This window comes from Pseudomonas sp. GW823-FHT02C02, from assembly GCF_058797635.1.
This window is the reverse complement of record NZ_JBXAJV010000030.1, coordinates 25,646-45,196: the sequence shown is the minus strand read 5'-3', so window position 1 is coordinate 45,196 and position 19,551 is coordinate 25,646. Positions and strand designations below refer to the sequence as shown.

Annotated in this window: 16 protein-coding genes; 7 read left to right on the top strand and 9 right to left on the bottom strand. The window is 59.5% G+C overall.

Annotation, left to right across the window (positions count from 1 at the left end):
• Nucleotides 1–41: 41 nt before the first annotated feature.
• The 8 genes from AC1ROI_RS33200 to AC1ROI_RS33165 all read right to left on the bottom strand — a co-directional run bounded on the left by AC1ROI_RS33200 (nucleotide 42) and on the right by AC1ROI_RS33165 (nucleotide 9,932).
• A complete protein-coding gene (locus AC1ROI_RS33200; RefSeq protein ID WP_102595388.1) occupies nucleotides 42–1,964 on the bottom strand; it encodes a PrkA family serine protein kinase in 1,923 nt (640 codons plus the stop codon).
• 296 nt (nucleotides 1,965–2,260) lie between these two features.
• Nucleotides 2,261–2,590 carry a thiosulfate sulfurtransferase GlpE gene (gene glpE, locus AC1ROI_RS33195; RefSeq protein WP_077747310.1) on the bottom strand — a complete coding sequence of 110 codons (330 nt, stop codon included), beginning with the start codon at nucleotides 2,588–2,590 and terminating at the stop codon, nucleotides 2,261–2,263.
• Between the two features lie 33 nt (nucleotides 2,591–2,623).
• Nucleotides 2,624–3,508 carry a symmetrical bis(5'-nucleosyl)-tetraphosphatase gene (locus tag AC1ROI_RS33190; RefSeq protein WP_102595387.1) on the bottom strand — a complete coding sequence of 295 codons (885 nt, stop codon included), beginning with the start codon at nucleotides 3,506–3,508 and terminating at the stop codon, nucleotides 2,624–2,626.
• The gene (apaG, locus tag AC1ROI_RS33185) at nucleotides 3,508–3,888 is read right to left on the bottom strand and encodes a Co2+/Mg2+ efflux protein ApaG (RefSeq protein ID WP_010467163.1); all 381 of its coding nucleotides are present in this window, start codon (nucleotides 3,886–3,888) and stop codon (nucleotides 3,508–3,510) included. Before apaG ends, AC1ROI_RS33190 begins: the two co-directional genes overlap by 1 nt.
• Nucleotides 3,889–4,011: 123 nt before the next feature.
• Nucleotides 4,012–4,830 carry a 16S rRNA (adenine(1518)-N(6)/adenine(1519)-N(6))-dimethyltransferase RsmA gene (rsmA, locus tag AC1ROI_RS33180; RefSeq protein ID WP_010467164.1) on the bottom strand — a complete coding sequence of 273 codons (819 nt, stop codon included), beginning with the start codon at nucleotides 4,828–4,830 and terminating at the stop codon, nucleotides 4,012–4,014.
• On the bottom strand, nucleotides 4,827–5,816 hold the full coding sequence (gene pdxA, locus AC1ROI_RS33175; protein ID WP_102595386.1) for a 4-hydroxythreonine-4-phosphate dehydrogenase PdxA: 990 nt from the start codon (nucleotides 5,814–5,816) through the stop codon (nucleotides 4,827–4,829). The genes rsmA and pdxA overlap by 4 nt, the downstream gene beginning before the upstream one ends.
• Entirely contained in the window at nucleotides 5,813–7,129 is a 1,317-nt protein-coding gene (surA, locus tag AC1ROI_RS33170) for a peptidylprolyl isomerase SurA (protein ID WP_010467166.1), read from the bottom strand. The genes pdxA and surA overlap by 4 nt, the downstream gene beginning before the upstream one ends.
• Entirely contained in the window at nucleotides 7,110–9,932 is a 2,823-nt protein-coding gene (locus AC1ROI_RS33165; protein WP_102595385.1) for an LPS-assembly protein LptD, read from the bottom strand. Before AC1ROI_RS33165 ends, surA begins: the two co-directional genes overlap by 20 nt.
• A gap of 130 nt (nucleotides 9,933–10,062) precedes the next feature.
• Here AC1ROI_RS33165 and AC1ROI_RS33160 point away from each other — a divergent pair, with 130 nt between their 5' ends.
• From AC1ROI_RS33160 to AC1ROI_RS33150, 3 genes are read left to right on the top strand one after another with little or no spacing between them, the layout of a single operon-like run.
• Complete coding sequence (locus AC1ROI_RS33160; RefSeq protein ID WP_102595384.1) at nucleotides 10,063–11,082, top strand: aminoglycoside phosphotransferase family protein; 1,020 nt, start codon at nucleotides 10,063–10,065, stop codon at nucleotides 11,080–11,082.
• Nucleotides 11,079–11,750, top strand: coding sequence for an N-acetylmuramate alpha-1-phosphate uridylyltransferase MurU (gene murU, locus AC1ROI_RS33155; RefSeq protein ID WP_102595383.1), 672 nt, complete (start codon nucleotides 11,079–11,081; stop codon nucleotides 11,748–11,750). Before AC1ROI_RS33160 ends, murU begins: the two co-directional genes overlap by 4 nt.
• Before the next feature lies 1 nt (nucleotide 11,751).
• Nucleotides 11,752–12,519, top strand: a complete 768-nt coding sequence (locus AC1ROI_RS33150) for a TerB family tellurite resistance protein (protein WP_102595382.1) — start codon at nucleotides 11,752–11,754, stop codon at nucleotides 12,517–12,519.
• Between the two features lie 125 nt (nucleotides 12,520–12,644).
• Here AC1ROI_RS33150 and AC1ROI_RS33145 read toward each other — a convergent pair whose 3' ends face one another.
• On the bottom strand, nucleotides 12,645–13,637 hold the full coding sequence (locus tag AC1ROI_RS33145; RefSeq protein WP_010467174.1) for an alpha/beta hydrolase family protein: 993 nt from the start codon (nucleotides 13,635–13,637) through the stop codon (nucleotides 12,645–12,647).
• Nucleotides 13,638–13,710: 73 nt separating this feature from the next.
• Here AC1ROI_RS33145 and AC1ROI_RS33140 point away from each other — a divergent pair, with 73 nt between their 5' ends.
• From AC1ROI_RS33140 to AC1ROI_RS33125, 4 genes are all read left to right on the top strand, one after another.
• Nucleotides 13,711–16,107: a PAS domain-containing sensor histidine kinase gene (locus AC1ROI_RS33140; protein ID WP_102595381.1), complete on the top strand. Its 2,397-nt coding sequence runs from the start codon at nucleotides 13,711–13,713 to the stop codon at nucleotides 16,105–16,107.
• Between the two features lie 158 nt (nucleotides 16,108–16,265).
• Nucleotides 16,266–16,895: a response regulator gene (locus tag AC1ROI_RS33135; RefSeq protein WP_003210977.1), complete on the top strand. Its 630-nt coding sequence runs from the start codon at nucleotides 16,266–16,268 to the stop codon at nucleotides 16,893–16,895.
• Between the two features lie 326 nt (nucleotides 16,896–17,221).
• Nucleotides 17,222–18,346, top strand: coding sequence for an ABC transporter ATP-binding protein (locus tag AC1ROI_RS33130; RefSeq protein ID WP_010467179.1), 1,125 nt, complete (start codon nucleotides 17,222–17,224; stop codon nucleotides 18,344–18,346).
• Between the two features lie 48 nt (nucleotides 18,347–18,394).
• Nucleotides 18,395–19,438 carry an ABC transporter substrate-binding protein gene (locus AC1ROI_RS33125; RefSeq protein WP_010467181.1) on the top strand — a complete coding sequence of 348 codons (1,044 nt, stop codon included), beginning with the start codon at nucleotides 18,395–18,397 and terminating at the stop codon, nucleotides 19,436–19,438.
• Nucleotides 19,439–19,551: the final 113 nt, after the last annotated feature.

The following is a 19,551-nucleotide window of genomic DNA, read 5'->3' as shown; positions in this document are numbered from 1 at the left end:
CGCTTTTTCTTGCCGCTTGTAGCTTATGGCTTGCCGCTGCGTCATTGCGATTTCCGGACCCGCAGGTACCACTCGGACAGCAGTCGTACCTGTTTGTCGGTGTAGCCCCGCTCGACCATCCGTGTGACGAAGTCGTTGTGCTTCTGCTGGTCCTCTTTGCTGGCCTTGGCATTGAAGCTGATGACAGGCAGGAGGTCCTCGGTGTTGGAGAACATTTTCTTCTCGATGACCACCCGCAGTTTTTCGTAGCTGAGCCAGGTCGGGTTCTTGCCATTGTTGTTGGCCCGGGCGCGCAAGACGAAGTTGACGATTTCGTTGCGGAAATCCTTCGGATTGCTGATGCCGGCCGGTTTTTCTATTTTCTCAAGCTCTTCGTTCAGCGCGACGCGGTTGAGGATTTCGCCGGTTTCCGGATCTCGGTATTCCTGGTCCTGGATCCAGAAGTCTGCGTACAGCACGTAGCGATCGAAGATGTTCTGGCCATACTCGCTGTAAGACTCGAGATAGGCAGTCTGGATCTCCTTGCCGATGAATTCGATATAACGCGGTGCCAGGTATTCCTTGAGGAAGCGCAGATAGCGTTCACGGGTCTCGGCCTGGAATTGTTCCTGTTCGATCTGTTGTTCCAGCACATAGAGCAAATGCACCGGGTTGGCGGCGATTTCGTGCGGATCAAAGTTGAAGACCTTGGACAGGATCTTGAAAGCAAACCGGGTCGACAGACCGTTCATGCCTTCGTCGACACCGGCGTTGTCGCGGTATTCCTGGATCGACTTGGCTTTCGGATCCGTGTCTTTGAGGTTCTCGCCGTCATACACACGCATCTTGGAATAGATGTTGGAGTTTTCCGGCTCCTTGAGGCGTGAGAGCACGGTGAACTGGGCGAGCATTTTCAGGGTGTCGGGTGCGCAATGGGCCTTGGCCAGAGAGCTGTTGAACAGAAGCTTGTCGTAGATCTTCACCTCGTCGCTGACCCGCAGGCAGTACGGCACTTTGACGATATAGATCCGGTCGATGAAGGCTTCGTTGTTCTTGTTGTTGCGGAAGGTGTGCCATTCCGATTCGTTGGAGTGAGCCAGCAGGATCCCGGTGAACGGAATCGCCCCGAGGCCTTCGGTACTGTTGTAGTTGCCTTCCTGGGTGGCGGTCAGCAATGGGTGCAGCACCTTGATTGGCGCCTTGAACATTTCGACGAATTCCATCAGGCCCTGGTTGGCCCGGCATAGCGCGCCTGAATAGCTGTAGGCATCAGCGTCGTTCTGTGGGTATTCCTCCAGTTTGCGGATGTCGACCTTGCCCACCAGCGCCGAGATGTCCTGGTTGTTTTCATCGCCCGGTTCGGTTTTGGCCACCGCGATCTGGTTGAGGATCGACGGATAGAGTTTCACCACGCGGAACTGGCTGATGTCGCCGCCGAATTCGGCCAGGCGCTTGGTGGCCCATGGAGACATGATGGTATTGAGGTAGCGCCGCGGAATGCCGAAGTCTTCTTCGAGGATCGCACCATCTTCAGTGGCGTTGAACAGACCCAGCGGCGACTCGAATACCGGCGAGCCCTTGATGGCGTAGAAGGGCACTTTCTCGATCAGTTGTTTGAGCTTCTCGGCCAGGGACGATTTACCGCCACCGACGGGGCCGAGCAGATAGAGGATTTGTTTCTTCTCTTCCAGGCCCTGAGCGGCATGGCGGAAATACGACACGATCTGGTCTATGCATTCTTCCATCCCGTGGAAGTCTTCAAAGGCCGGATAGCGGCGGATCACCTTGTTGGAAAAGATTCGCGACAGTCTCGAGTTGGTCGAGGTGTCGAGCAGCTCCGGTTCTCCGATGGCCAGCAATAGACGCTTGGCGGCGGAGGCGTAGGCGCTGCGGTCCTGTTTGCACAGCTCAAGATACTCTTGCAGCGAGAGTTCTTCCTGGCGTGTGGACTCGAAGCGTTGTTGGAAGTGGCTAAAGATACTCATGACGTCACCTCGCTCGATACGTGGAGCCGACGCCGGATCATTCAGTCGATGCTGGCAGCAACCGGATATGCAGTCGCTGTTTACCCCCCAGAACTCTTTCGAAGCTGACGACCTCGAAAGCTACTCCCGATGACCCGCGCGCCGGTGTACCGGCTCTCCCCTGTTTTGGATGGCCTGCGCTTAAGGATAGTTGCTTATTCAGGAGGTAAAGGCGAGATACGTAATTAGTTGTGGCAGACCGTTCGTCTGCCACCGCGCGAGCCCACAGGGGACGGGGCTTGCACGTTACAAAAAAATTATTCGGAAGTGCCTTGCGCCGTTTCCGCAGGATAAGTCGTACGCCACAGCTCAAAACCGCCATCCATGCTGTACACGTCGGAAAAGCCCTGGCTGATCAGGTATGCGGCGGCGCCCTGGCTGGAATTGCCGTGATAGCAGACCACCACGGTCGGTGCGTCCAGATCGGCCGCCTGAATGAAGGCATGCAGGGAATGATTGTCCAGATGCTTCGAGCCGCTGATGTGCAGGGCGGCATAGGTCGCGGGGTCACGGACATCGACCACCACGGCGCCTTGTGCGCGCAGGGCCTGTGCCTGTTCTGGGGGGATACGTTTGAATTCGCTCATGGCGGGCTCCTGTGGCTCGGCTGAAAGCGCAGTCTAGCGCTGGGCGCTGGCTGGCGTTTGTTCGCTAGTTCGTGGGGCGATTGGCGGTGCGGCAGCATGGCCATGCTCGTCGCATTTGCAGGACAGGCGTTCGCCGCTGTCGACGTTCATCATCGTCAGGGCACCGCCCCAGACGCAACCCGTGTCGAGCGCAGAGATGCCCGGTTCGTTGCACTGGCCTTCAAGCGCGGCCCAGTGCCCGAAAATAATTTTCACGCCTTTGGTCTTGCGTTCCTTGTGCTGGAACCAGGGTTTGTAGCCGGGTGGCGCAGTGCCCAGGCCTTCCTTGCTCTTGAGGTCCAGCTTGCCTTCGGCCGTGCAGAAACGCATGCGGGTGAAATAGTTGGTGATCACCCGAAGGCGCGTGACGCCTCTGAGGTCGCTGTCCCATTTCGCCGGATCGTTGCCGTACATGCCGTCGAGGTAGGGCGGCAGCAGATTGTCGTCGCGCAGCGCCGTCTCGACCTCGGCGGCGTACTTCAGTGCTTTGCGCAGCGACCATTGCGGGGGAATACCGGCATGCACCAGCGCAACGTTACGTTGTTCGTCGTAATGCATGAGTTTTTGCTGGCGTAGCCATTCCAGCAGCTCGGCGCAATCGGGGGCTTCGATAATTTCGCGTAGGGTATCGGTTTTCTTCAGGCGTTCTATGTTCTTACCGGCGGCCAGCAGGTGCAGGTCATGGTTGCCTAGCACGCACACCAGCGATTCGCGGATGCTGTAGAGAAAACGCAAGGTTTCCAGCGACTGCGGGCCACGGTTGACCAGATCGCCCACCAGCCACAGGCGATCCTTTGCAGGGTCGAAAGCGACTTTTTTGAGCAGGCATTGCAGGGCTTCAAGGCAGCCTTGAAGGTCTCCGACGGCATACGTCGCCATCAGTGCAGGGCTCCGGGCACCGCCAGGCGGAATGGCGCGATAACGGCGTCAAAGTGTTTGCCGTCGTCGGCGATCATTTCATAAGTACCCTGCATCGTACCAACCTTGGAGGTCATGACGGTGCCGCTGCTGTAGGTATGGCTCTTGCCTGGTTCGATCAACGGTTGTTGGCCGACAACGCCCGCACCGCGAACCTCTTCGACATGTCCGTCGCCATCGGTGATGACCCAGTGCCGAGACAGCAGTTTGGCCGGTAGCTCGCCATTGTTGTGCACGGTAATGGTGTAGGCAAAGGCGAAGCGGTTGTGCTCGGGTTGCGATTGTTCTGCCAGATAGCGGGTGACGACGCTGACGTCGACCTGATAACGAGGATCGGACATGCAAGAGGCCTTAAAAGCGAAGCGGGACGCGGGGCGTAGCTGATGGAGCTCAGTCTAGGCCAAGTATCGGGTAGTAAACCAGACATGGGCGCTGGTGTCCTACCCGATAACGCTCGTCGGCTGTCAGTCGACGGCGGGAGTAGCCAGGACTTGTTCGCTGAGCTTGTCGGCAAGGCGCACGAAGGCGGCAAGGTCGAGCTGCTCTGGACGAAGGCTGCCGTCGACACCGGCTGCCGTGATTTCGTCGTTGCTCAGCAGCAACTTGAGGGTATTGCGCAGGGTTTTGCGGCGCTGGTTGAAGGCTTCGCGCACAACACGCTCCAGCAGCTTGTGATCCTTGGCCGGGTGCGGCAGCACCGCATGAGGCACCAGGCGCACGATGGCCGAATCGACTTTCGGTGGCGGATTGAACGCACCGGGGCCAACGTTGAACAGATGCTCAACCCGGCAGTGATACTGAACCATGATCGACAGACGGCCCCAGTCACCGCCACCAGGGCCCGCCGCCATACGCTGGACCACTTCCTTTTGCAGCATGAAGTGCATGTCGCGAATCAGGCTGGCGTTGTGCAGCAAGTGAAAAATCAGCGGCGTAGAGATGTTGTACGGCAGGTTGCCGACGACCCGAAGGCTGCCCGGCGCTGCGTTCAGGCTGTTGAAATCGAACTTCAACGCGTCGCCCTGATGCAGGTTGAAGTTGCTCTTGCCGGCGAACTGCTGATTGAGGATCGGGATCAGGTCTTTGTCCAGCTCCACCACGTCCAGTTGCGCGCCGCTGCCCAGCAGGCCCTGGGTCAGTGCACCCTGGCCCGGGCCGATTTCCAGCAGGCGGTCTTCAGGCTTGGCGTGGATGGAGCGCAGGATGCGGTCGATAACGCCGGCATCGTGCAGGAAGTTCTGGCCAAAACGCTTGCGCGCCCGGTGTTGGTAATGTTCGGTCATAAACGGGTCTCGGCCATCTGGTAGGCGGTTTCCAGGGCGACTTGCAGGCTGCCGGTGTCGATGTTGCCGCTGCCGGCCAGATCCAGGGCAGTGCCGTGGTCGACCGATGTGCGGATGATCGGCAAGCCCAGGGTCACGTTGACTGCCGCGCCGAAGCCTTTGTATTTCAGCACAGGCAGGCCCTGGTCGTGGTACATCGCCAGCACCGCGTCGCAGTGCTCCAGATATTTGGGGGTAAACAGAGTGTCGGCGGGCAGGGGGCCGCGAAGGTCCATGCCCTCGCCGCGCAGGCGCTCTAATGTAGGTTCGATAATGTCGATTTCTTCATGGCCCAGATGTCCGCCTTCACCGGCGTGCGGGTTTAGCCCGCAGACCAGGATGCGTGGCCGGGCGATGCCGAACTTTTGTTGCAGGTCGGAGTACAGAATGCGTGTGACCCGTTCCAGACGCTCCGGGGTGATTGCATCGGCAATCTCCCGAAGGGGCAGGTGAGTGGTGACCAGCGCCACGCGCAAGCCGCGGGTGGCAAGCATCATCACCACTTGTGCGGTATGGGTCAGGTCAGCGAGAAATTCGGTGTGCCCGGAGAAGGCAATGCCCGATTCATTGATCACGCCCTTGTGCACGGGGGCGGTGATCATGCCGGCGAAATGCCCGTCGAGGCAGCCTTGGCCCGCACGGGTCAGGGTTTCCAGAACGAAAGCCGCATTGGCCTTGTCCAGTTGCCCGGCGATGACCGGTGCATTGAGCGGGGTATCCCAGACATACAGGCTGTTGGCGGGTGCCGGGGCATCCGGCCAACTGTCCGGTGTTACCGGCAGCAAATCGACGACCACACCCAGCTGCGCGGCCCGCTCAAGGAGCAGGTCGCGGCTGGTTATGGCAATCAGGGGATGTGGCTGGGCTTGCGAGGCGAGCAGCAGGCACAGGTCAGGACCTATGCCGGCCGGTTCGCCGGGTGTCAGCGCGAAACGCTTGGGTTTCACTGCGCTGCCTGGTCTGCACCAGGGAGTTTGATCTCTACATACGCTTCGTCACGGATCTGACGCAGCCAGGTTTGCAGCTCTTCGTCGTATTTGCGGTTACGCAGTACGGTCATCGCCTGCTGCTCACGGGCCTGGGTCGTGCTGTCGGTGGCGCGGCGGCCAAGGACTTCCAGAACGTGCCAGCCGTATTGAGTCTGGAACGGCTTGGACAGTTGACCTTGCGGGGTCTTGGCCATCACTTCGCGGAACTCGGGCACCAATGCGTTCGGGTCGATCCAGTTCAGGTCGCCACCGTTGAGGGCGGAACCCGGGTCTTCCGAGAAGCTTTTCGCCAGTTCGCCGAAATCTTCGCCCGCTTCGATTCGGGTATAGAGCGATTCAGCCAGGGCTTTGGTTTTTGCTTCGTCACGAATCGGGCTAGGTTTGACCAGGATGTGACGCACGTGCACTTCGTCACGGGTCTGGGTCTCACCGCCACGCTTGTCGAGGATCTTCAGGATGATGAAGCCGCCCGGCGTGCGCATTGGCTGGGTAATATCGCCGACGGTCATGGTGCTCAGCATGCGATCGAACGGAGGTGGCAATTGAGCGGCTTTACGCCAGCCCATATCACCGCCTTCCAGTGCGGTTTCGCTGGCGGATTTGGCGATTGCCAACTGACCGAAGTCAGCGCCTTGCTTGAGTTGCTGGTAAACCGCGTCCGCTTGCTTGGCTGCATTCTGAATCGCATCGGAATTGGCGCTTTCCGGCGTAGGAATCAGGATGTTGGCTAGGCGAAATTCTTCGGACAGCTGCATTTTGCCAAGGTCGGAAGCGAGGAAGTTCTTCACTTCCTGTTCAGACACCTGAATGCGCTCGGCCACACGACGCTGGCGCACACGGCTGATGATCATTTCGCGACGAATCTGGTCCCGTGCGTCCTCATAAGAGAGGCCGTCGCGAGTCAGGGCAGCACGGAACTGATCAATTGACATGTTATTGCGCTGGGCAATGGTGCCGACAGCCTGGTTCAGTTCTTCATCGGTAATGCGGATGCCGGAACGCTCGCCGATCTGCAATTGCAGGTTTTCGACGATCAGACGCTCAAGCACCTGCTGATCCAGCACGCCGGCCGGCGGAACCGCAGAACCGCGTTTGGCGATGGTTTGCTGAACTTCGTGAACACGCTGGTCCAGTTGGCTCTGCATGACCACGTCGTTGTCGACAATGGCCACCACTTTATCGATGGACTGTACCGCGGCGTTGGCCGCAGTACCCAGGAACAGCGCGCCCAGCACTAGCGGGCGCAGACAATCAGAAAGCTTGGTCTTCACGTTCACGATAACCTTGGATGCCTTTGTCGAGGAAGCTCTCTACTTTGGCGCCGGTGAGGCCGCCGAGACCTTTCAGAACGATTTGTAGGAAGACGCCGTGGTCGCCTTTTTCGTTTTGTGGGGCGTCTTGACTGAACTCGTCATAGGAAACCCAGTAACGATTGATCAGGCGCAGTTTCCAGCAGCAGTTGTCGTACTCGAAACCACCGAAGGCTTCCAGGGTACGGTTGCGGTTGTAGTCATACTGCCAGCGGCTGATGGCGTTCCATTGCGGCACGATTGGCCAGATCACCGAGAAGTCGTGCTGTTGGATTTTGTAGTAGTCCTTCACGTAGCCAGGTTGGCCTGGGGTGCCGTAATCACCACCGCCCACCGACCATTTACCGCTGTTCTGGTCGTAACGGACCTGGTCATTGCGATAGCGATAACCGGCGTTGATGACCTTGTTCGGGTTGTCCTCAGGCTGGTAGTGGAACATCGCGCTGCCCGAGCGAGGGCTGCGGCTGTCCGGGTCCCAGTTGTAGTCGGCTGTGGCTCGCCAGTCGCGGTCGAAGCGGTAAGCATATTCCAGTGCATATGGCGACACATTCGCGTGCGCATCGTCACGGGTTTTCGCATCAATACCCGGCAACTGGACTTCACGATCCTTGAAGTACAAGGCTTGACCTACGCTGATGGTTTGGCGCTCAAAGCCGTTGTCTTCGATCCAGCGGTTGGTTATGCCCAGAGACAGCTTGTTCTCGTCGCCGACACGGTCAGACCCGGAGAATCGGTTGTCGCGGAACAATGACGAGTAGTTAAAGGTATATTCGCCTGTATCAAATACCGGAATGTCGGTCTGGTCTTTCTCTGGAACGTAAAGGTAGAACAGGCGAGGTTCCAGGGTCTGGCGATAGTTTTTGCCAAACCAAGTTGTATTGCGGTCGAAGTACAGACCGCTGTCGATGCTGACGATCGGCACGCCGCGACTCTGGTTGCTACCGAAGGTACCATTGAGGCGATCACCTTCAGGTCCCTGATTGGCAATGTCAGTTTTACCCTTGCCGTCGAGTTCGAGGTCGTACTGGGTGTATTGATACTTGAGCGATGGCTTCAGGAAGCCATAGGTTGTATTCATCGGATAGCTGACAACAGGCGCGACATTCAGGCGAGTACCGTTGGCTCGTGCCAGGCCGAAGACGTTGGTGTCGAGCCGAGGAGTGCCGATAGTCCCGTCGGCATTGAGTGGACCCCCATCTTCATCTACAAAGTTGCCATCTTTCAGGTCCCGGTCGAACCGCACGATTTCAGTGGTGTAATCAAGATCCAGTCCACCGGGATGATACGGCAACGCCCCATTGAAGGTGATCTGCGGCAGACGATCATATGGCGTGATGTTGGAAACGGTGGCGAGCTGGAACGCCTGGGCATTGATCATGGCGGTGTAACTGTCGCCACGGTAAGTGACGGAACCCTGCTGGTTTACGTAATCGGCGCTCTTCACACCAATCTGATCAGTCTGCAGATCCTGGAAGTAATACGGATCGCTGATCTTGGTGTAATCAACCTTCGTGAAAACACGCGAATCCAAACCACCCTTGTGCTGCCAGTTATACATGTAGCGGTTTTTCTGGTAGTCGGTCTGCTTGCTGCGATCGGTGTCTTCGTCGTTGAGGTACGCGGCGCCAAACTGACCTTCACTCGACTTGGTGAGGTAACGGAACTCGCCTTCCATCAACAAGCCGTGCTTGCTCATGTAGCGCGGGTACAACGTGGCATCGTAGTTCGGTGCCAGGTTGAAGTAATACGGTGTGACCAGCATGAAGCCGGTATCGCTGCCCGTGCCGATAGTCGGCGGCAGGAAGCCGGACTGGCGACGGTCATCGATCGGGAAATAGATGTACGGCGTGTACAGGACAGGAATGTCCTTGACCCGCAGTGTCACGTTGGTCGCGGTACCGAAGCCGGTCGCCGGGTTCAAGGTGATGTTGTTGCCCTTGAGCTGCCAGGCGTTGCTGTTCGGTTCGCACGTGGTGTACGTACCATCCTTGAGGCGGATGATCGCGTTTTCAGCACGTTTGGCGTACAGCGCGTTACCGCGGATACGGGATTTGTGCATAACGTATTCGGCGTTATCGACCTTGGCTTCACCGGTATCGAGCTGCACGTCGGCGTGGTCGCCCACGATCAGTGCGCCGTTGTCGCGAATGCGCACGTTGCCGCTCAGTTCGCCACGGCTCTCGGCCTGGTAAAGATTCGCTTCGTCGGCTTCAACCTGCATGCTGCCCTGACGCATGACGACGTCACCGGCCAGGGTCGCGACTTGCTCTTCCTGCTTATAGCGGGAGGCTTTCGCGCCGATAAAGGTTGGAGCGTCACTTTTATCCGTCTTGTCATTCATGCCAGGACGAATCGGTTCGATATAGGAACCAGAGCAGTAAGGACCGGTCTCGGCCAGTTGCGCTGCCGTGAGGTTCTCGCGCGGAACCCAGTCGAGGTGACTGTAGTCTGCACTACGCGACTTCAGGCCGCGGCCTTTGGACTCGGTAACCAGCACAGGCTTGGCGCCAGTGTCTTCACTGGTGCCACTTTCGGACGCAGGTTCGCCGGTGGCGGAAACTGCGCTGCCGTCATGGACGGGACGCGGAGGCAATGCCGCCGCTGGCGCTTTTGGCGCACAGTCCCAGGCACCCGAAGCAGAGACTGAGCAGTCATACTGTTCCGCGGCGACCACGAAAGAAGTGGCTAGGGGTTGCAGGGCCAGCAGACTGCCGGTAACCAACAACGGAAATTTTTTACGAAACGCGGGGGATTTCAATGCCATCTTATTAGTCCGGGCTTCCTGCGTGCCATCTGCCCGCGGTGTGGGCCGCACGCCTCTCGATGGTCTGAAAAAGATGCTGGATAATAAAGCATGACCCGCTTGACGGCTAGCGCCGTCGGAGACCCTTGCAATGCCTGACCAAGATGTACGTTTGCAACACCTGAAAGTTTGGCTCGATGAGCAGTTGGCTATTCTCTTTGCAGAACAGGGCTGGGGCGTCGTACCCCCGGCCACATTGACCGCGGCCAGTAGTGACGCGAGTTTTCGGCGCTATTTCCGCTGGGAAGGCGAAGGCAGAAGTTTCGTCGTGATGGACGCGCCACCGCCCCAGGAAAACTGCAAACCCTTCGTGGATATCGCTTTTTTGTTGGCGAAGTCCGGAATAAATGTGCCGAAAATTTATGCCGAAGACCTCGAACGCGGATTTCTTTTGCTCAATGACTTGGGCAACAAGACTTATCTGGACGTGATCGACAGCGAAAACGCCGACGATTTGTTCAAGGATGCCCTGCAAGCATTGCTGGCTTTCCAGCAATTGCCGATGGTCGCGCCGTTGCCGAGTTACGACGTGGCTTTGCTGCGTCGTGAGCTGGAGCTGTTCCCCGAGTGGTACGTGAAGCGCGAGTTGGGCATCGAATTCGACTCGGCGCAGCAAATGCTCTGGCAGCACGTGACTGAGCTGCTGATCGACAGCGCCCTGGCCCAGCCTAAAGTGCTGGTGCATCGCGACTATATGCCTCGCAACCTGATGCTCAGCGAGCCGAACCCCGGCGTGCTGGATTTCCAGGACGCGGTCTACGGCCCGGTGACCTATGACGTCACTTGCCTGTTCAAGGACGCTTTCCTCAGTTGGCCCGAGGAGCGTGTGCACGCCTGGCTGGAAAATTACTGGCAGCAAGCGGGTGCGCTCGGCATTCCCGTGCAGCCTGATTTCGAAGACTTCCTGTGCGCCAGCGACCTGATGGGCGTGCAGCGTCACCTGAAAGTGATCGGCATTTTCGCACGCATCTGTCATCGCGACGGCAAGCCACGCTACCTGGCCGATGTGCAGCGCTTCTTTGCTTATATGAATGCAGTGATCGCCCGCCGTCCTGAGCTGGCCGAGCTGGATGTGTTGCTGCTGAGCCTGCGTGCTGGAGCCCCTGCATGAAGGCGATGATTCTGGCGGCCGGCAAAGGCGAGCGCATGCGCCCGCTGACCCTGACCACACCCAAACCGCTGGTTCGTGCTGGCGGCGTGCCTCTGATCGAGTACCACTTGAAAGCCCTGGTAAACGCCGGGTTTACCGAGATTGTGATCAACCACGCCTGGCTCGGTCAGCAGATCGAAAGCTACTTGGGTGACGGCTCGCAATACGGCCTGCGTATTCAGTACTCACCGGAAGGGGAGCCACTGGAAACCGGCGGCGGTATCTTCCGCGCATTGCCTCTGCTGGGCGATGAAGCATTCCTGGTGGTCAATGGTGACATCTGGACTGACTACGACTTCAGCGTGCTGCATCAACCCATCGCCGGGTTGGCGCACCTGGTGCTGGCGGACAATCCGGCCCATCACCCGACCGGCGATTTCACGCTGGTCGACGGGCAAGTGCGCGACGGTCAGCCCGACGCCGACACCCTGACCTACAGCGGCATTGCCGTGCTGCATCCGCAACTGTTCGACGGTTGCTCGGCCGGCGCCTTCAAACTGGCGCCGTTGCTGCGCAAAGCGATGGCGGATGGACAGGTTACCGGCGAACGCCTGAGCGGACACTGGGTGGATGTCGGCACGCATGAACGCCTGGCTGAAGTTGAAACCCTGATAGAAGCGAGACGCTGAGATGCTGTGGCCAGGGACTCTGATTGGAGCCGGAGCGGGCTTTGCCATAGCCAGCATTCCGGGGGCCATGCTCGGTGCTTTGCTGGGACAGGCGCTGGATCGGCGCTTGCACCTGCAAAGCTGGGGGCATTTGCGTGAAAAGCTCGGCGGTCGTCCGATGCTGCGCAACGATGAACTGTTGTTCGTGTTGCTGGGGCGGTTGGCCAAGAGCGATGGACGCGTGGTGGATGGTCACATCCAGCAGGCTCGTCAGGAAATGCGTGCGCTGGAAATGACCGAATCGGCGCAGCGTCGTGCCATTGCCGCGTTCAATCGCGGCAAGTTGGGCCGTGACCGGTTGCGCGGGTATCTGCGGCGCTTGAGTGCTCAGCCCCACGCCGCGGAAGGCGTATTGCGCGCCTGTTGGCGCATGGTTTGGGCCGATGGGCGTGCGGGGAACAATGAACGTGAATTGCTGGCCCTGTGGGGCAAGTGGCTGGGCTGGACGCCGCAACAAGTACTGGCGCTGGCGGCCGACTACGATCAGCACAAGCGACCGCAGGTCAGCAGCACCCTGACTTATCAGGATGCCTTGCAGCTGTTGGGGGTGTCCGCGACCAGCGAGCCGGCGCAGATAAAGCGTGCCTATCGACGCCTGCTCAGTCGCCATCACCCGGACAAGATTGCCGGCAGCGGTGCAACGGCGTTGCAGGTGCGTGAGGCGACGGACAAGACTCGCGAACTGCATACGGCTTATACGTTGATTCGTGAGCGGCGGGATTTTCGGTAGCTGGAAAGATTCGTGTCGCCAGGGATACCGTCTTCGCGGGCAAGCCTCGCTCCTACAGGTTTCGCGTCATACAACACAGAACCTGTAAGAGCTAGGCTTGCTCGCGATGGGGGCGACGCGGTCTTTCAGTCCGCCGCCTTCTGCGGATTCAACCACCCGCGCACCCGGCGCACCAGTTGCTCTTGCTCTGCCCTGGCATTACCGGGCAACGCCTTGAGCGATACCTGGCTGAACGCTGAAGACTTCAAGCGCTTGCTGGCCTGCATCCGTGCCAGTGCTGCGTTGCGATCCAGCGGCTTATCCATGTAGAAGATATCTGCCGTCGGCAGCTTCAGTGTCGGCGTCAGCTCGACCAGTTCGGGTTTCGCCGCGGCAGGCGTCTGTGCCGCGACCATCACAAATTTTTCCACTTGCGACGGCTGCTTCTCGCTCAGATAACGCGCGGCCCAATAAGCGCCTGTGCCATGGCCCAACACCACGATGCTGCGAGCGCTTTGCTGTTCGGCATACGCAATGGCCGCATCAATTCGAGCAAAGATGCGTTCGGCGGCGGCCTTTGACTGTTCCTCGGTGGTTTCGGCGATGGCCTTGTCGGCTACTTCCGCTTCACCACCTGCCGCTTGCTCGATGGGAGCGGCCGTAGTCGAGTCCTTGCTGCCGGTTTCCGGCGCCTTGAGCGTTGGCGGCATTTCCATGACGCGTGGCGCAATGGCGTCGCTTTGCACGTCCGGCAAGGTGATACTCAGGCTGCTCCACTTCGCGTCGGGCAATTTGTTACGCAACGGGCTGATTGCTTGCGGCCAGTCAACGGTTTCACCTGCGCCTGGGATGATAATCACCGCGCCTTTGGGCTCGGCGGTGTTGGCCGGTTTCCACAGCGCAAGGAAGGTGTCGGCGCCGGCTTGCAGCTGTTGCTGTTCCTGCGCGGGGATTTTTCGCTCAAGTGCTGTCGTTTCTTCCTGACTACGCTCAAGCAGTGGCTGGCGTTCGACCGGTTTTTCTTCTGCGGGTTTTTCCGCAGCGGCAGGTGCCGGGTCGGCCGCCTCGACGGAAAAGGCGCAAGGCAGGATCAGCGACAGGCACAATGCTGGCAATGCCAGGCGGTAGACAGGGGGCATCGGATATTCCAGGCCAGAAGTTATTCCGGCAGCCTAATGGGTTGGTCAGTATTTGTCAGTGTGTGAGACTTCGATGATGCGTTTTCGCTGCCTGTGGGTTATCGGCTGTTTGTGGTTTCCCTTGATGAGTTGGGCGGCTTCCGCGCCACCGACGCACGTCGCGCCCCTGTCGCTCCAGCAACAACAGTGGCTGGCAGTGCACGGAGAATTGCGTGTCGGGCTGGTGCTGCAGGCGCCTTACGCGCAATACGATCGCCGCTTGCAGCGCCTGTCGGGGGTCAACGTCGAGTTGATGAAATGGCTGGCCAAAGCGCTCAAGGTCGAGCTGAGCTGGCGTAATTTCCCCGACCTTGCGCAACTGGAAGCCGCCGCGCGCGAGGGTGAAATCGACATCGCTCCCGGGCTGACCCAAACCCCCGCCGGCCTGCGGTTCTGGCAATTCTCCGACCCCTACATGCGGGTGCCGCAACTGGTGGTCAGTGACCAGAAAAGCACCGGCGCCGTGGAGCTGGAAAAACTCGACAGCCAAACCCGCGTCGCTGTGCGCATGCCCAGTGCGACGGCTGACTATCTGCGCGGCAACTATCCCCACCTGAACCTGCAAGGCGTACCGACCGAGCGCCAGGCATTGCAATTGTTGCTGAGTCAGCAGGCCGGTTATGCCGTGGTCGATGAAGCGCAATTGGGGCGGCTGTCCGTCGAGCCTGAATTTGCCGGGCTGGTCGTGGTGGGTGACATCGGCTTGCCGCAATTGCTGCGAGTAGCCACGCGGCGGGATCAACCGGAACTGGCCGGCATCGTCGAAAGCGCGCTGCGGGCGATCCCGGCCAAGGACCTGGAGCAACTGCACAACCAATGGCTGCAACCCAAATACCCGCGCCTGACCGAGACCCCGGGCTTCTGGCAAAACCTCAGCCTGTTGATGGCGGTGTTGATGTTGAGCAGCATGGCCATCGTGTTCTGGCAGCGCCGCCAACAACACAGTCTGGAACAGCGACTATTGGAGGCGCGCGAGGACATCGCCCTGCGCGAGGCCAGCGAAGAGGCGTTGCGCCTCACGCAATTTTCCATCGATCAGAGCACCGTCGGCATACTCTGGGTCAATTGGGACAGCCACGTGCGCTACGCCAACCGCGCGGCCGAAACCATGCTCGGGTATCCGGTCGGCGGCATCATGGATCGGCCGCTGATCGACTTTGAGCCGGGCCTGCACATGGATCGCTGGCTGAACCTGTGGAAGCGTGCCCGGGCCAGCGAAGAAGGGCCGCAAAGTTTCGAAACCAACTGTGTGCGAGCGGATGGCAGCATCCTGCCGACCGATGTTTCGTTGAGCTTTATGCGCTTTCGTGGTGGTGAATACCTGGTGGTCTACCTCAACGACGTCACCGAACGTCGTCGCGCCCTGGCGGCGTTGCAGGAAAGCGAAGCGCGGTTGCAGGGGATTGCGGCCAACGTTCCGGGATTGGTCTTCCGCCTTGAGCGGGCGCCGGTGACAGGGCAGATCGACTTTGCCTACATCAGCGAAGGCAGCGAGAGCCTGTCGGGTTATTCGCCGGCGACCCTGGCCCACCGTGACAAAGGCCTGCGCAGCCTGGTGCACCCGGACGACAAGGCCAGCTATCACCAGACTCAGGACCATGCGCTGGACACCGACAGTGACTGGTCGTGGCAGGGGCGGATTCTTACTCGTTCGGGCGAGCAGCGCTGGGCCGAGATCAAGGCCATCACTCGTCGGCTCGAAGATGGCGCCTATGTCTGGGACGGGATTGTCTGGGACATCAGCGAGAGCAAGCGCATCGAGCTGGAACTGGCCAGTTCCCGTGAGCAACTGCGTGAGCTGTCCGCTCACCTGGAGAGCGTGCGCGAAGAGGAAAAAGCGCGCATCGCCCGGGAAGTTCACGATGAACTGGGTCAGATGCTCACCGTACTGAAGCTGGAAACCTCCATGTGCGAATTGGCCTACGCCCAGCTCGACCCTGGTCTGAACGAGCGCTTGAACAGCATGAAACGCCTGATTGCGCAGCTGTTCCAGCTGGTGCGCGATGTGGCGACCGCGCTGCGACCACCGATTCTCGATGCCGGGATCGCCTCGGCGATCGAGTGGCAGGCCCGGCGCTTCGAGGCGCGCACGCAGATTCCATGTCTGGTGCAGGTGCCGGAGAACCTGCCGGTGCTCAGTGATGCCAAGGCGATTGGGCTGTTCCGAATCCTTCAGGAAGCGCTGACCAATGTCATGCGGCATGCCCAGGCGCATACTGTCGAACTGACATTGACGCTGGAAGGTGACGAGTTGTGTCTGACGGTGAGCGATGATGGCGTAGGATTTGTCCCCGCCACGGGCAGGGCAACGTCCTTCGGTGTGGTCGGCATGCGTGAGCGGGTGTTGATCATGGGCGGGCGGTTGTCGCTGGAGAGTGAGCCGGGGGAGGGCACCACGTTGAGTGTGCGAGTGCCGGTGGATGAGGGCTGAAGTCTTCGTGGTGACTTTGCTTTCGTCATCGCGAGCAGGCTCGCTCCCACAGGGATTCGGGCAGGTGCGCAGATAGCTGATATACCCCGTAGTCCACTTTAGGAGCGAGCTTGCCCGAGAATGATCTTGGCTCTTACATAAAAAGAATGGAGAAGACTGTGATCCGTGTACTGGTAGCCGAAGACCACACCATCGTCCGTGAAGGCATCAAGCAGTTGATTGGCCTGGCCAAGGACTTGCTGGTGGTAGGGGAGGCGAGCAATGGCGAGCAGTTGCTCGAAACCTTGCGGCATGTGCCCTGCGAAGTGGTGTTGCTGGACATCTCCATGCCTGGCGTCAATGGCCTGGAAGCGATTCCAAGGATTCGTGCGTTGAACAATCCGCCGGCCATCCTGGTGTTGTCGATGCACGACGAGGCACAAATGGCTGCCCGGGCATTAAAGGTCGGCGCCGCGGGTTATGCGACCAAGGACAGCGATCCGGCGCTGTTGCTGACAGCGATCCGCAAGGTCGCTGCGGGCGGTCGCTACATTGACCCGGACCTGGCGGACCGCATGGTCTTCGAAGTCGGCCTGACCGATTCGCGGCCGTTGCACTCATTGCTCTCGGAGCGTGAGTTCTCGGTGTTCGAACGCCTGGCCCAGGGCGCCAACGTTAACGATATCGCCCAGCAACTGGCCCTGAGCAGCAAAACCATCAGCACCCATAAGGCGCGGCTGATGCAAAAGCTCAACATCACCTCACTGGCGGAACTGGTGAAGTACGCGATGGAACACAAACTCCTCTAGATCTGAATGCGATCCCCTGTAGGCGCGAGGCTTGCCCGCGAAGCTTTTAGCGCCAGCGCGGGCGCCTTCGCGGGCAAGCCTCGTTCCTACAGGAATCTCGTCGTCATATCCATTTGCGACATCCTGAAATCCCGCTTTTGCCCATTTTTGCCGCTTGTAGCTGCAAATCACCGTTGCACCTGCCCATCCCCGCCATCCTTGTAGGGCAATCCCTACACCCAACCTTCCATCCCGCTGAGGCGATTCTCTCCTGCGCCCCGATTTGCGCGGTCGGCAGCGTCCACTAGGCTTAGTCCACAGCAGTCATCAACAAAAAAGGTGTGGGTATGAGCCAGGTCGATTCAAACGCAGGGGCCAGTGACATTCTGGTCAGCTTTCGTGGAGTGCAAAAAAGCTACGACGGCGAGAACCTGATCGTCAAAGACCTCAACCTGGAGATTCGCAAAGGCGAGTTCCTCACCTTGCTCGGGCCTTCCGGCTCCGGCAAGACCACCAGCCTGATGATGCTCGCCGGTTTCGAAACACCCACCGCCGGCGAAATCCAGCTGGCCGGACGCTCCATCAACAACGTACCGCCGCACAAGCGGGACATCGGCATGGTGTTCCAGAACTACGCGTTGTTCCCGCACATGACCGTCGCCGAGAACCTGGCGTTCCCGCTGACCGTGCGCGGCTTGAACAAGAGCGATGTCAGTGACCGGGTCAAGCGTGTGCTGAGCATGGTTCAGCTCGACGCCTTCGCCCAGCGCTACCCGGCACAACTGTCCGGCGGTCAGCAACAGCGTGTGGCCCTGGCCCGCGCATTGGTGTTCGAACCGCAACTGGTGCTGATGGACGAACCCCTCGGCGCACTGGACAAACAACTGCGTGAACACATGCAGATGGAAATCAAACACCTGCACCAGCGCCTCGGCGTGACCGTGGTCTACGTGACTCACGACCAGGGCGAAGCCCTGACCATGTCCGACCGCGTGGCGGTGTTCCATCAGGGCGAGATCCAGCAGATCGCCGCGCCGCGCACCCTCTATGAAGAGCCGAAAAACACCTTCGTCGCCAATTTCATCGGCGAGAACAACCGCCTCAACGGCCGCTTGCACAGCCAGACCGGCGACCGCTGCATCGTCGAGCTCGGCCGCGGTGAAAAGGTTGAAGCCCTGGCGGTCAACGTCGGCAAAACCGGCGAACCGGTCACGCTGTCGATTCGCCCGGAACGCGTAAGCCTCAACGGCTCCAGCGAGTCCTGCGTCAACCGCTTCTCAGGGCGGGTAGCGGAATTCATCTATCTGGGCGACCACGTCCGGGTTCGCCTGGAAGTCTGCGGCAAGACCGACTTCTTCGTGAAACAACCGATTGCCGAGCTCGATCCCGCGCTGGCTGTCGGCGACGTGGTACCGCTTGGCTGGCAGGTCGAACACGTTCGCGCGCTCGACCCCCTTCTAGAGGCGAACTGATCGCCCCGGCTACACCAACACCAACCCTGCACGTGGAGAGAACAATAAATGTTGAGATCCCTGAAATTCACCGCTTTGGTCATGGGCATGATCGGTGCGGCACACGCGATGGCGGCGGGCCCGGATTTGACCGTGGTGTCCTTTGGCGGGGCGAACAAGGCGGCGCAGGTCAAAGCCTTCTACGCACCGTGGGAAGCGGCAGGCAACGGCAAGATCGTGGCTGGCGAATACAACGGTGAGATGGCCAAGGTAAAAGCCATGGTCGACACCAAGAGCGTGTCCTGGGACCTGGTGGAAGTTGAGTCGCCAGAACTGTCTCGCGGTTGCGACGAAGACATGTTCGAGCAACTTGATCCTGCGCTGTTCGGCAAATCCGAAGATTACGTCAAGGGCGCGATCCAGCCTTGCGGCGTAGGTTTCTTCGTGTGGTCGACCGTGTTGGCCTACAACGCCGACAAACTGGCCTCGGCACCGACCAGCTGGGTGGATTTCTGGGACACCAAAAAATTCCCGGGCAAGCGCGGCCTGCGTAAAGGGGCCAAGTACACCCTGGAATTCGCACTGATGGCCGACGGCGTTGCGCCGAAAGACGTCTACAAAGTGCTGGCCGGCAAAGACGGTCAGGACCGCGCATTCAAGAAGCTCGATGAGCTCAAGCCAAGCATTCAGTGGTGGGAAGCCGGCGCACAACCGCCGCAATACCTCGCGTCCGGTGACGTGGTCATGAGCTCGGCCTACAACGGCCGGATCGCCGCCGTACAGAAAGAAAGCAACCTGAAAGTCGTGTGGAACGGCGGTATCTACGACTTCGACGCATGGGCTATCCCGAAAGGTCTGGACGCCAAGCGCGCCGAAGCGGCGAAGAAATTCATCGCGTTCTCGGTGGCGCCGCAGCAGCAGAAGACCTACTCGGAAAACATCGCTTACGGCCCGGCCAACATTCAAGCCGTACCGTTGTTGGCCAAGGATGTCCTGAAAGACATGCCGACCACCCCGGAAAACATCGCCAACCAGGTGCAGATCGACGTCAGCTTCTGGGCTGACAACGGCGAGCAACTGGAGCAGCGCTTCAATTCCTGGGCTGCCAAATAAGCAAGTCACACAGGACGACGGTTCTGCGGATGATCGTTCCCACGCTTTGCGTGGGAATGCCGCCCGGGATGCTCCGCGTCCCTGTGACGCAGAGCGTGGGAACGATCAGTCCC